The sequence below is a fragment of the Pseudomonas sp. NPDC088414 genome (assembly GCF_044753325.1).
Taxonomy (GTDB): domain Bacteria; phylum Pseudomonadota; class Gammaproteobacteria; order Pseudomonadales; family Pseudomonadaceae; genus Aquipseudomonas.
In genome coordinates this window covers 450,058-462,860 of sequence record NZ_JBIVMY010000002.1, presented here as the reverse complement: position 1 = coordinate 462,860, position 12,803 = coordinate 450,058, and the positions used below count along the sequence as shown (strand labels likewise).

The 12,803-nt window shown below is 61.5% G+C and carries 10 protein-coding genes and 1 pseudogene; 7 read left to right on the top strand and 4 right to left on the bottom strand.

What is annotated here, in order from left to right; translation table 11 throughout:
- Positions 1–103 precede the first annotated feature (103 nt).
- A pseudogene (locus ACIP8I_RS04995) lies at positions 104–1,198 on the top strand (ABC transporter ATP-binding protein); the annotation flags it as partial.
- 201 nt (positions 1,199–1,399) lie between these two features.
- On the opposite strand, the gene map reads toward ACIP8I_RS04995, so the two are convergent.
- The gene (gene map / locus ACIP8I_RS04990) at positions 1,400–2,191 is read right to left on the bottom strand and encodes a type I methionyl aminopeptidase (protein ID WP_400759150.1); all 792 of its coding nucleotides are present in this window, start codon (positions 2,189–2,191) and stop codon (positions 1,400–1,402) included.
- Positions 2,188–2,415 carry a ParD-like family protein gene (locus ACIP8I_RS04985; RefSeq protein WP_003225727.1) on the bottom strand — a complete coding sequence of 76 codons (228 nt, stop codon included), beginning with the start codon at positions 2,413–2,415 and terminating at the stop codon, positions 2,188–2,190. Before ACIP8I_RS04985 ends, map begins: the two co-directional genes overlap by 4 nt.
- A gap of 417 nt (positions 2,416–2,832) precedes the next feature.
- Here ACIP8I_RS04985 and ACIP8I_RS04980 point away from each other — a divergent pair, with 417 nt between their 5' ends.
- Complete coding sequence (locus ACIP8I_RS04980; protein ID WP_400759147.1) at positions 2,833–3,768, top strand: Ppx/GppA family phosphatase; 936 nt, start codon at positions 2,833–2,835, stop codon at positions 3,766–3,768.
- Positions 3,769–3,893: 125 nt separating this feature from the next.
- Here ACIP8I_RS04980 and metE read toward each other — a convergent pair whose 3' ends face one another.
- A complete protein-coding gene (gene metE / locus ACIP8I_RS04975; RefSeq protein ID WP_400759144.1) occupies positions 3,894–6,182 on the bottom strand; it encodes a 5-methyltetrahydropteroyltriglutamate--homocysteine S-methyltransferase in 2,289 nt (762 codons plus the stop codon).
- Between the two features lie 390 nt (positions 6,183–6,572).
- Here metE and ACIP8I_RS04970 point away from each other — a divergent pair, with 390 nt between their 5' ends.
- From ACIP8I_RS04970 to yecR, 5 genes are all read left to right on the top strand, one after another.
- Positions 6,573–7,949, top strand: a complete 1,377-nt coding sequence (locus tag ACIP8I_RS04970; RefSeq protein ID WP_007965728.1) for a cystathionine beta-synthase — start codon at positions 6,573–6,575, stop codon at positions 7,947–7,949.
- On the top strand, positions 7,946–9,118 hold the full coding sequence (locus ACIP8I_RS04965; RefSeq protein ID WP_400759141.1) for a cystathionine gamma-synthase: 1,173 nt from the start codon (positions 7,946–7,948) through the stop codon (positions 9,116–9,118). The genes ACIP8I_RS04970 and ACIP8I_RS04965 overlap by 4 nt, the downstream gene beginning before the upstream one ends.
- 531 nt (positions 9,119–9,649) lie before the next feature.
- Positions 9,650–10,336 (top strand): hypothetical protein, encoded by a 687-nt coding sequence (locus ACIP8I_RS04960; RefSeq protein WP_400759138.1) that lies wholly within the window; start codon positions 9,650–9,652, stop codon positions 10,334–10,336.
- 184 nt (positions 10,337–10,520) lie between these two features.
- Complete coding sequence (locus ACIP8I_RS04955; RefSeq protein WP_108590560.1) at positions 10,521–10,835, top strand: hypothetical protein; 315 nt, start codon at positions 10,521–10,523, stop codon at positions 10,833–10,835.
- A gap of 31 nt (positions 10,836–10,866) precedes the next feature.
- A complete protein-coding gene (yecR, locus tag ACIP8I_RS04950) occupies positions 10,867–11,175 on the top strand; it encodes a YecR family lipoprotein (RefSeq protein WP_003225737.1) in 309 nt (102 codons plus the stop codon).
- A gap of 1 nt (position 11,176) precedes the next feature.
- On the opposite strand, the gene ACIP8I_RS04945 is transcribed toward yecR, so the two are convergent.
- Complete coding sequence (locus tag ACIP8I_RS04945; RefSeq protein WP_400759136.1) at positions 11,177–12,802, bottom strand: hybrid sensor histidine kinase/response regulator; 1,626 nt, start codon at positions 12,800–12,802, stop codon at positions 11,177–11,179.
- Position 12,803: the final 1 nt, after the last annotated feature.

Here is a 12,803-nt window from a genome sequence, read left to right as displayed (position 1 = left end):
GCCGGCCCCCCCCCCCCCCCCCCCCCCCCCCCCCCCCACCGCCCCCCCCCCCCCCCCCCCCGCCCCCCCCCCCCCCCCCCCCCCCCCCCGCGCCCCCCCCCCCAACCCCACCCCCCACTACGGCGATTTCGCCGCCGTGGACAACATCTCGCTGGACATCAAGGACGGCGAGTTCCTGACCTTCCTCGGCTCCAGCGGCTCGGGCAAAAGCACCACGCTGTCGATGCTCGCCGGCTTCGAAACCCCGAGCAGCGGCGAGATCCTGGTCAACGGGCAGTCGCTGGTCAACGTGCCGCCGCACAAGCGCGACATCGGCATGGTGTTCCAGCGCTATTCACTGTTCCCGCATCTGTCGGTGCGCGACAACATCGCCTTCCCGCTGGCGATCCGCAAACTCGCCGCCGCCGAGCGTGACAAGCGTGTCGATGCGATGCTGAAACTGGTGCAGCTCGAACAATTCGCCCATCGCCGCCCTTCGCAACTCTCTGGCGGCCAGCAGCAACGCGTCGCCATCGCCCGGGCGCTGGTCTACGAGCCACGCATCCTGCTGATGGACGAACCGCTCGGTGCGCTGGATAAAAAACTGCGTGAAGACTTGCAGGATGAACTGCGCCAGCTGCATCGACGCCTGGGCATCACCATCGTCTACGTGACCCACGATCAGGAAGAAGCCATGCGTCTGTCGCAGCGCATCGCGATTTTCAGTCATGGCAAGATTGTCGGTCTGGGCAGCGGTTATGACCTGTATCAGAATCCGCCGAACGCGTTTGTCGCGTCGTTCCTCGGCAACTCGAACTTCCTCAAGCTCAAGGCCCAAGGCAATGCGGCGGCTTCGTTTGAAGGACAGTCATTGTCGATTCGTCTGACCGCTGGGTTGCACACCGATCAGGATGTGCTGCTGATGGTGCGTCCGGAAAAGGCGGTGGCGCTGAGCGTGCAACAGGCGAGCGAAGAGCCGTTGGCGGCGGGTTGGAATGAGGTGTCGGCGCAGGTGGTGGAGGTGTTGTTTCTTGGCGAGAGCCAGACCGGCAGCGTGGTGACTTCGGGCGGGACTTCGATGACGGTGAAGGCATTGTCCGCAGCCGGCATGCCGCTCAAGGCTGGCGACCCGGTGCGAGTGCGCTGGGCCACGGCGGACGCCTGTGTCTACACCGAATGGGCTGAAAGCGACCTTAACAAAGCCGCCGGTTCTCACTGATAGCGTGTCGTCTGTGGGATTCCCCCCCTCACCCCAGCCCTCTCCCCCAAGGGGGCGAGGGGGAAAGGGAGCCGATCACCATGATGGTCAAGACCTGAGTTCGACCCGATATTTCAGGTCGGCGTAACTCGTCCAGACAATCCAGTCAGTCCCCTCTCCCTCCGGGAGAGGGCTAGGGTGAGGGAAGCTGTCAGCACGGTCTCAGGGAATAGCGCGGTAGCCTTCAATCTGATCCGGCCACGCCGTGAGAATTTCGAAGCCTGTCTCGGTCACCGCGACCATATGCTCCCACTGCGCCGACAACGAGCCATCCTTGGTCAGCACCGTCCAGCCGTCCGGCATGTTCTTCACATGGCGCTTGCCGGCATTGAGCATCGGCTCGACGGTGAAGATCATCCCCGCCTTGAGCTTCATGCCCTGATTGGGGAAACCGTAATGCAGGATCTGCGGTTCATCGTGGTAGACCTTGCCGATGCCATGCCCGCAATACTCGCGCACCACACTGAAACCTTCCCTCTCCGCCAGGCTCTGGATCGCATGGCCGATGTCGCCCAATGTGGCGCCGGGGCGCACCATGCGAATGCCGGCACACATGGCGTCGTAGGTGGTCTTGATCAGGTGCTGCGCCTCAGGCGTCGTCTCGCCGACCACGTACATGCGGCTGGTGTCGCCGAACCAGCCATCCTTGATCACTGCGATGTCGAGGTTGACGATGTCGCCGTCTTTCAGCGGTATACCCGAGGGAATGCCGTGGCACACCACGTCGTTGATCGAAGCGCAGACGGTTTTCGGGAAACCGTGATAACCGACATTGGCCGGAATCGCTTTCTGCACGTTGACGATGTAGTCGTTGCACAACCGATCCAGCTCATCGGTCGTCACCCCGGCCTTCACATGCGGCACCAGCATCGCCAGCACTTCGGCGGCGAGTTTGCCGGCCGCACGCGACTGGGCGATTTCGGCGGGGGTATTGATCTTGATCTGGTTTCTCATGCGCTGACGGCTTCCTGAGTCAGTTGATGCAGATCCAGCCCGCCGTTCTGTTCGGCGCGGATCAGCAAGCGGCAAATGGCGCTGTGGTCGAGGTTGGGGTGCAGCTCGGCGAGCATGCCGATGCGCATCCAGTGCTCGGCCTGCGCGTTGATTGAGCGGCTGAGCGCGTTGCTGGAGATGCGCAGGTTCTCGTGCATGTCTTCCGAAATCTTTACGATGCCCATATCCGAATCCGATACGAAGTGTATATGGATCGTATATTAGCCAACCCTCACGGAAAATTGCAAATACACTCCGCAAACCCACTGACATAACCCTGTAGGAGCTGCCGAAGGCTGCGATCTTTTGACTTTGTTTTTGAAGATCAAAAGATCGCAGCCTGCGGCAGCTCCTACAGGGATTTGTGTTGGTTTTGGGGGATACGTGTGGAATTTCAGGCAAAAAAAAGCTGCCCAAAGAGGCAGCAAAAACTTTAAGAACACGCGATGTATGGGCTCAGGATAGGCGCCGGATAATGACAGAGTCATGACAGCCAACAATTCACTGAACCGCCCCTGCCCCGTCATCAGGATGTCATCAAGCGCACCGCAGAATCCTCGCAAACCGTCTTGAGCCTTCGACGGATGCTTGCAGGGATTCCCATGAAAGAAGACGCCTCGCTGTTTGCCGCCATCGACCTGGGCTCGAATGCGTTTCGCCTGATGATCGGCCAGTCGGTGCGCAGTCGAAAAGGCTTGATGATTCAAGAGGTCAAAACCCTGCGTGAACCGGTGCGGCTGGCCGAGGGCTTCGACGGCGGTGCTTTGGACGAAATGGCGCTGGATCGGGGCTGGCAGGCGCTGGCGCGGTTCGGCAAGAAACTGCGCGGATTCGAGGCCGGCAAGGTACGGGCCGTGGCGACCAGCGCGGTGCGTGAGGCCGACAATGCGCAGTTGTTTCTGCACAGTGCCGAACGCCATCTGGGGTTTCGCATCGACGTCATCTCCGGCCATGAAGAGGCGCAACTGGTGTATGCCGGCGTCGCTCATTCCCTGCCGGATGCAGAAGACATGCGTCTGGTGGTGGACATCGGTGGTGGTTCCACCGAGCTGATTCTCGGCCAGGGTTCCCAACCACTGCTCACCGAAAGCATCGCCATCGGCAGCGGCACCCTGGGCGCACGCTATTTCCCCGACGGACGCATTGCGCCCGGTGCGCTGCAGGAAGCCGAACGCGTGGCGATCCTGCAATTCGAGAAAGTCGCCCGCCGCTATCGCGCGCAGGGCTGGCAGCAGACCATTGGCTCGTCGGGCACGGCGCGGATGCTGGCGAAAGTGCTCAAGGCCAATCGACTCAACGACTTCGGCCAGGACGGCATTACCTATGGCGGACTGTTGCGTTTGTCGCTGTTGCTGCTGAAGGTGAAGAACGTCCAACAACTGAAGCTCGCCGGTCTGCAACCGCATCGCCAGAGCATCCTGCCGGGAGGGCTGGTGCTGATGCTGGCGGCGTTCAAGGTATTCGGCATTTCGCAGATGGCGCCGTCGGAACCGGGGCTGCGCCTGGGTGTGCTGCACGGTTTGATGAGCCGTCACTGACTGATCACTAAACCCATTGTGGGAGCGAGCCTGCTCGCGAAAGCGGTGTATCAGAGAAACATTATTCGACTGACACGCCGTCTTCGCGAGCAGGCTCGCTCCCACAGGTTTTGGTGGTTGTCTCCTCAGGCCAATTCTTTGCGCAACTGGCGGGCGGCGGCAACCATGTGTACCAGCGCCGCCTCAGTCTCCGGCCAGCCACGGGTTTTCAGACCGCAATCCGGATTGACCCACAACCGCTCGGCCGGAATCCGCAGCGCTGCCTTGCGCAGCAAGTTAGCCATTTCCGAGGCATCCGGCACCCGTGGCGAATGGATGTCGTACACGCCCGGGCCGATCTCGTTCGGGTAGGCGAAGGCTTCGAAGGCGTCGAGCAATTCCATGTCCGAGCGCGAGGTTTCGATGGTGATCACGTCGGCATCCATCGCCGCGATGGACTCGATCACATCGTTGAATTCGCTGTAGCACATGTGGGTGTGAATCTGCGTTTCGTCACGCACCCCCGAGGCGCACAGGCGGAACACTTCAGTCGCCCAGTCCAGATAGTGCTGCCATTGCGCGCGGCGTAATGGCAAGCCTTCGCGGAACGCCGCTTCATCGATCTGCACGATCCTGATTCCGGCAGCTTCCAGATCCACCACTTCATCACGAATCGCCAGCGCCAGTTGCCGCGCCTGCACTTCACGGGACACGTCCTCGCGGGGGAACGACCACATCAGCATGGTCACCGGCCCCGTCAGCATGCCCTTCATGACCTTGTCGGTCAGGCCCTGGGCGTAGCGGATCCAGTCCACGGTCATGGCTTTCGGGCGGCTCAAGTCACCGAAAATCACCGCCGGTTTCACGCAACGCGAACCGTAGCTCTGCACCCAGCCGAAACGGGTGAACACGTAACCGTCCAGTTGCTCGGCGAAGTACTCGACCATGTCGTTGCGCTCGGCTTCACCGTGCACCAGCACGTCGAGGCCCAGTTGCTCCTGGATTTGCACCGCATGGCGGATCTCGCTGTACATGGCTTCGGTGTATTCGGCTTCGCTGAGCTTGCCCTGCTTGAACGACTGACGCGCCAGACGGATCGACGCCGTCTGCGGAAACGATCCGATGGTGGTGGTCGGGAACAGCGGCAAATCGAGGCCGGCGCGCTGCTTGGCGATGCGTCGGGTGAACGGCGAGTGACGCTGGCTGTCCTGCGCGGTAATGGCCGCCACTCGGGCCTGCACCGCCGGTTTGTGAATACGTGGCGAGGCGGCGCGGCTGGTCTGTACCGAGCGGCTTTGGGCCAAGGCGCGCAGCACTTTCGGCGCTTCCGGCTCGTTGATCGCCTGCGCCAGCACCGCGACTTCCTCGCACTTCTGCACGGCAAACGCCAGCCAGCTTTTCAGCTCGGCATCGAGCTGGTCTTCGCGGTTCAGATCCACCGGGCTGTGCAGCAGCGAGCAGGACGGCGCAACCCACAACCGATCCCCCAGACGCTCATGCGCATGCTGCAATGTCGCCAGCGCATGTTCCAGATCGCAGCGCCAGACGTTACGACCGTTGACCACACCCAGCGACAGCACTTTGTAAGCCGGCAGGCGATCGAGGATGGTCGGGTACTGGTCCGGCGCACGCACCAGATCGATGTGCAGGCCATCGACCGGCAGATTGGCGGCCAGACCGAGGTTTTCTTCCAGACCGCCAAAATAGGTGGCGACCAGTTTTTTCAGTGGATCACGCTGGATCTGGTTGTAGGCTCGCTCAAAAGCGTTCTTCCATTCCTGCGGCAAGTCGAGCACCAGAATCGGCTCGTCGATCTGTACCCACTCCACACCGAGTGCGGCCAGCCGGGCGAAGATCTGCCCGTACAGCGGCAGCAGGCGATCAAGCAGTTCCAGTTTGTCGAACTCTGCGCCTTTGGCCTTGCCCAGCCACAGATAAGTCAGTGGGCCGATGATCACCGGTTTGACGTTATGGCCGAGGGCACGGGCCTCTTCGACTTCTTCGAACAACTGTTCCCAACCGAGCTGGAACTGTTGATCGACGCTGAATTCCGGGACCAGATAGTGGTAGTTGGTGTCAAACCACTTGGTCATTTCCTGAGCGTGCGCACCGACGCAGCAATTGTCGCTGACGCCACGGGCCATGCTGAACAGGGTCTGCAGGCTGGCCTTGCCGTCATGCGGACGGAAGCGCTCGGGAATCACCCCGAACATCAGCGAGTGAGTCAGCACCTGGTCGTACCAGGCGAAATCGCCCACCGGCAGCAGCTCGATGCCGGCGTTTTTCTGCAGGTCCCAATGGGCCTTGCGCAACTGGCGGCCAACATCACGCAGGCCAGCCTCGTTCAGTTCTCCTTTCCAGAACGCCTCTTGCGCTTTCTTCAGTTCGCGGTCGCGGCCGATGCGCGGAAATCCGAGGGAATGGGCCAGTGCCATGACAAACAACTCCAATGTCTTGTTGATGGCGCCATTGTCGAGATCGAGCGCTAGTGAAACAAACTCATTTTAATCTTGATGATCACAAGTTTCTCTCATGATCAGCTATCAACTGCATGCCGCAGAAAACACGATTGGCCCTGCAGGATATTCCTGCGCGAATCAAGCTATCGAGCACAGTCACGACGCCCTTTGAATACTCGATGGCGCCTTGATGTAAACCCTCTGAAACCGGGCCCTTGCAGGCTGCGATTCTGTTCTATGGTTAGATCGAAATGGCTGGAGCAGCGACTGACTAAAGGTTGCGACAGATCATGTCTGCGCCTATGTTGCACGCGAGCTTTTCCCCGCGAATGGAACGCGATCAACACCACTACAAGAGGTGAAGAAATGTCAAAGGATTCACGCCCTGCCGTACTTGGGCTGATCGGCAATACGCCGCTGGTACAGGTTACCCGCTTCGATACCGGCCTCTGCACACTGTTTCTCAAACTGGAATCACAAAACCCCGGCGGCTCGATCAAGGACCGCATCGGTCTGGCGATGATCGATGCCGCTGAACGCGACGGGCGCCTGCAACCGGGTGGCACCATCGTCGAGGCCACCGCCGGCAACACCGGTCTGGGCCTGGCGCTGGTCGGCCGGGCCAAAGGCTACCGCGTGGTGCTGGTCGTCCCGGACAAGATGTCCACCGAGAAAGTCCTGCACTTGAAAGCCATGGGCGCCGAAGTGCACATCACCCGCTCGGACGTCGGCAAGGGCCACCCCGAGTATTACCAGGACGTGGCCGCACGACTGGCGAAAGATATTCCCGGCGCGTTTTTCGCCGACCAGTTCAACAACCCCGCCAACCCGCTGGCCCACGAATGCAGCACTGCGCCGGAGATCTGGGCGCAGACCGAGCATGACCTGGACGCGATCGTGGTTGGCGTCGGTTCCGCCGGCACCCTGACTGGCCTGAGCCGTTTCTTCAAACGTGTGCAGCCGGATCTGGAAATGGTCCTCGCCGACCCGGTCGGTTCGGTGATGGCTCAGTACAGCCGCGACGGCACGATGCCGACCCCCGGTTCGTGGGCGGTGGAAGGCATCGGCGAAGATTTCATTCCATCGATCACCGACCTCACCAGCGTGCGCCACGCCTACTCGATCAGCGACGAAGAAAGCTTCGACCACGCCCGTCAGTTGCTCAAGGCCGAAGGCATTCTCGGGGGTTCGTCCACCGGCACCCTGCTCGCCGCCGCGCTGCGTTATTGCCGCGAACAGACCGAGCCGAAACGCGTGGTCAGCTTCGTCTGCGACACCGGCACGCGCTATCTGTCGAAGGTCTACAACGACCAGTGGATGACCGATCAGGGCCTGCTGCAGCGCAAACGCTATGGCGACCTGCGCGATCTGATCGCCCGCCGTTTCGAAGACGGCCGCGTGATCAGCGTCGGTCCCGACGACACCCTGCTGACCGCGTTCCAGCGCATGCGCCTGGCCGATGTTTCGCAACTGCCGGTGCTGGTTGAAGGCAAACAACTGGTCGGGGTGATCGACGAATCCGACATCCTGCTGCCGGTGCACGAAGACGCCGCGCGCTTCAGTCAATCGGTCTCCAGCGTGATGACCGACAAACTGCAAACCCTCGCCCCCGGTGCCAACCTTGCCGAGCTGGAAGCGGTGCTCAGTCGCGGCCTCGTTGCGATCATCGCCGATGCTTCAGGCTTCCACGGCCTGATTACCCGCACCGACATGCTCAACCAATTACGGAGATCCCTCGCATGAGTCAGCACGACGATAAATCCCAAGGCTTCGCGACCCGGGTGATCCACGCCGGGCAAGAGCCTGACCCGACCACCGGCGCGCTGATGCCGCCGATCTACGCCAACTCCACTTACCTGCAAGACAGCCCCGGCGTGCACAAGGGCTTCGACTACGGGCGCTCGCACAACCCGACGCGTTTTGCGCTGGAGCGTTGCGTGGCAGATCTGGAGGGTGGCACCCGCGCCTTCGCGTTCGCTTCCGGGCTGGCGACGATTTCCACTGTGCTCGAATTGATCGATGCCGGTTCGCACGTGATCTCCGGCAATGACTTGTACGGCGGCACGTTCCGGCTGTTCGACAAGGTCCGTCAGCGCAGCGCCGGGCATCGCTTCAGCTACGTCGATCTGACTGATCTGGCGGCGTTCGAAGCGGCGCTGCAGGACGACACCCGCCTGGTGATTGTCGAGTCGCCGACCAACCCGCTGCTGAGCCTGTCGGATCTGGCCGCGATTGCGCGCATCTGCCGTGCACGCGGGATCATCAGCGTCGCCGACAACACCTTCGCCAGCCCGTACATCCAGCGTCCGCTGGAGCTGGGTTTCGACATCGTGCTGCACTCGACCACCAAGTACCTGAACGGTCACTCCGACGTGATCGGTGGTATCGCGGTGGTCGGGCAGAATGCCGAACTGGCGGACAAACTTGGCTTCCTGCAGAACGCCGTCGGCGCGATTTCCGGGCCGTTCGACGCGTTCCTGACCCTGCGCGGGGTGAAAACCCTGGCGCTGCGCATGGAGCGTCACTGCAGCAACGCGCTGGAACTGGCCAAGTGGCTGGAGCAGCAACCGCAGGTCAAACGCGTTTACTACCCTGGCCTGCTGTCGCACCCGCAGCATGAGTTGGCCAAACGGCAGATGCACGGTTTTGGCGGGATGATCTCGGTGGATCTGAACAGTGATCTGGAGGGTGCACGGCGCTTTCTGGAAAACGTGAAGATCTTTGCCTTGGCCGAAAGCCTGGGCGGCGTCGAAAGCCTGATCGAGCATCCGGCGATCATGACCCACGCGACCATTCCAGCTGAAACCCGCGCGAAACTGGGTATCGGCGATGGCCTGGTGCGTCTGTCGGTGGGCGTCGAAGACCTCGAAGACCTGCGCGCCGATCTGGCCTACGCGCTGACGAAAATCTAATCCCGCAACAACGACAAAGCCCGCAGCAATGCGGGCTTTGGTGTTCGAGTAGGCGGCCAGTGCTGGTCTCTGGCTTACAAGGTTTATCGGGCCTCTCACAGTACAAAAGCAACCATGGAAAAAGAGCGGTGCTTTGCTGCCTCACACGGCATAAGGGCTGGATCTCAGCGCGGAGATCTTTCTAACCGTGTACCCTTCGGAACGCGCCCCACGTCCCCTTGCTATCCGCTTGCGCATCAGTCTGCGTCTTCGCCTACACCTTTGAGGCTAGCAAAATCCATCGAATGATGGTCAGGTGTTTTTAGACTGATTTCCTTCAAGCGCCCCTGCGCAAGGAAGTTAACCGACTATCACTTCCTCCCCCGGCCAGCCATGGTCCGTGTTTGACGATCTATACTTTTCAGCTCGCTATCGCGGTTTCATGCAATACGTCGACACTCGTGCGCGTTACCGTGCGCCCGTGCCAATCGCCAATCTGGTCAACCCCGGGCCAACGGAATGCTGTGTGGCTGATGGGTCGTGGAGAAAATCATGAAACACACGCTTTTATCAGGCGCCATTCTTGCGGTCGCGGCGACCGTGATGTTGCCAACGGTCTGGGCTGCGCAGCCGCAGGCGGTGGCCTCTGATGGTTCGGATCATGTCAGCGCTGGCGCAGTGGCGTCCGATGGTTCCGACCACGTCGGGGCTGGTGCAGTCGCCTCGGATGGTTCCGATCACGTCGGCGCTGGTGCAGTCGCCTCGGATGGTTCGGATCATGTCGGCGCTGGCGCAGTCGCCTCGGACGGTTCGGATCATGTCGGCGCTGGCGCAGTCGCCTCGGACGGTTCCGATCATGTCGGCGCTGGTGCTGTCGCCTCGGACGGTTCCGATCATGTCGGCGCTGGTGCTGTCGCCTCGGACGGTTCCGATCATGTCGGCGCTGGCGCAGTCGCCTCGGACGGTTCTGATCACGTTGGCGCTGGTGCAGTGGCGTCCGATGGTTCCGATCATGTCGGCGCTGGTGCAGTGGCTTCCGACGGTTCTGATCATGTCGGCGCTGGCGCAGTGGCTTCCGATGGTTCCGATCATGTCGGCGCCAATACTCTGGCCTCAGACGGCACCGACAAGGTCGGCGCCAATCGCTATGCCTACTCACGCGTCGGCGTCGGTTCTGATCGCGTCGCTTCGGCGCTGATGACCGGCAGCTATTCCGACCAGTTCAACTCTCCTCAGTAATCGGCGCGGGGCGACCCATTGGGTCGCCTCTCCCACTGCGGCACTAGCACATTTGTGCTAATCGACCGCCCCGCCACCCGGCGCTATATTCCCTCGCAACCCCCGATGTTCCCCACCATTGCCGCTGTGCAGTGCGCGGGATCGTTATGCCTGGAAATCAGAACAACACCAAGGAAGAAACACCATGAAACTGCATTCCAACCTTCTCAAAGTGGCGATCGTCAGCGCCCTACTGCTGGGCGCCAGCGGTTGCCAGACCGCCAAACCCACCGAAGCCAGCATGAAAGAGCGCGCGCAAACGGTCATCGGCAAACCGGTGTCGAAAATCGACAACATCCGCAGCGACAGCACCCTCACCTACTACACCGCGTACACCCCGGCCGGCGAGTACAACTGCGAGTTGCCCAGCGGCGCGATTATCGCGGTGGCGAGCATGGGCATCATGACCCCGCCGCTGTCGTGCCTGCCGAAAGGCGCGTCACCGATCCCGGTTCAGTAATTCATTTCTCGGTAAAGGACTACGTTCCATCATGAAAACCCTGATAGCAACTCTCACCCTCACCGCCCTCGCCCTGAGCGGCTGCGCCACGCCCAAACAGTGGGAAGCCACCGGTGGCAGCAAGAACGACGGCGTCGTTCAGGTCTCCTACGAATTGGGTCAGTTCGAAAGCGGCCAGACCAACGCCGCGCAAGGCCTCACTGTCGCCATGGAGCGCTGCAAGACCTGGGGCTACAAGAATGCCGAGGTGACCGGCTCGGAGAAAAACATCTGCCGCACCATGGGCCAGTTCAACTGCCTGCAAACCACCATCACTCAGGACTACCTCTGCAAGCGTTGAGTCAAACCTGCTCGGCCGGCTCGGTTTGCCGGTCGCGCAGGCTGCGCAAGGTCGCGCGCAGCTCGGCCGGGCGTACCGGTTTGGACAGGATGGCAATTTGGCGGTCGTGCAAGGCCGCCTGTATTTTCTCGATGTCATGCCCGGTGATGATCATCGCCGGCACCGCAAAACCCCGCTGGCGCCGCACCTCGTCAATGCACTCGATACCCGTGGAATGCGTACCCAGATCGTAGTCAGCGACAATGATGTCGCAATCAGTGCGCAGATTCTCTCCGCTCAACTCGCCCTGCACCACGCAGCCCCAGCGCTCGAGCAGCGCCGAGGTTGCCAGCAAGACGTTGCGATCATCCTCTACCAGACACACCTTCAGCCCGGTCAACAGGCCGGCCTGCCGCACGTCGTCACGCATGACCGGCAACTGCGGCGCCACGGCCACCGGCAAGCCATACAGGGTGACCGCCGTGCCACGCCCGAGCTGCGAGCGCAAGGCCACATCGACGCCGATCAACTGCCCCAGACGCTTGACGATCGACAGCCCGAGGCCGACCCCTTCCACGTCCTTGTCGCGCACCTGACGCACCCGATAAAACTCCTCGAAGACCTTCGGCAGGTGCTCCTCGGCAATGCCGTTGCCGCGGTCATAAACCACGATGGCCAGCCCGCTGCCGCGTCTGCGCACGCCAATCAGCACCGGGCGTTGCGCGCCGTACTTGAAGCAATTGGAAAGCACGTTCTGCACCATGGTCGCGAGCAACGCCGGATCGCTCTGCACCCAGTGCTGGCAGGGGCGCAGACGCAACTCCACGCCAGCCCAGCGCGCCGCCTCGGCGTTCTGGCGGATCAGGTCGGCCAGCCACTCGCCGAGATTGAACACTTGCAATCTGGGCAGGATGCGCCCGTTGTCGAGGGTGTAGAGGTCGAGAATCGAACGGAACAACTGCGAGACGTTGAGCAGCGAACGGTCGATGTTGTCGACCAGCTGCCGCTCCTGCTCGCCCAGCCGCGACTCGCGCAGGCACGCGGTAAACAGGCCGATGGAGTGAATCGGCTGGCGCAGATCATGGCTGGCCTGAGCGAGAAACCGCGACTTTTCCAGATTGGCCGCGACCGCCTCTTCGGAAGCCTTGCGCGTGCGCTCCAGCAGCAAGTGCGCGTAGAACGGAATCACCGTGCTGGTGAGCATCAACATCAGCACCATGTACGGCTGCGCCTGCCACACCGGCGTCAATCGATAGACCGCCAGCAACGCCAGCAGCGCCAACCCGGTGGCAATCGCCAGGTAGCGGGAGCCATAGCGCATGCCATTACCCAGGTTGACCCAGATGATCACCGCGTACAGCGGCAACGCCGCTTCACCGCCGAGCACCAGGCCGAAACAGGTGCCGGTGTAATCGTGGATCATCGCGAAAATCCGCCGCGCCGGGTAATGCCCTGGCCAGCGCGCGATGGCCTGGCGCAAGACAATCGACGCCAACAGAAACAGCGCGATGTAGACCACCACCGGCAGATAGACATCGAAGCGCTGCCCCGGCAAGACACCGAGCACGCAGATGTAAACCATGGCGATGCTGGCGATGATAATCCGCAGATTGGCCTGATCCAGCTCGGTGTTTTTCTCGAACTTCATG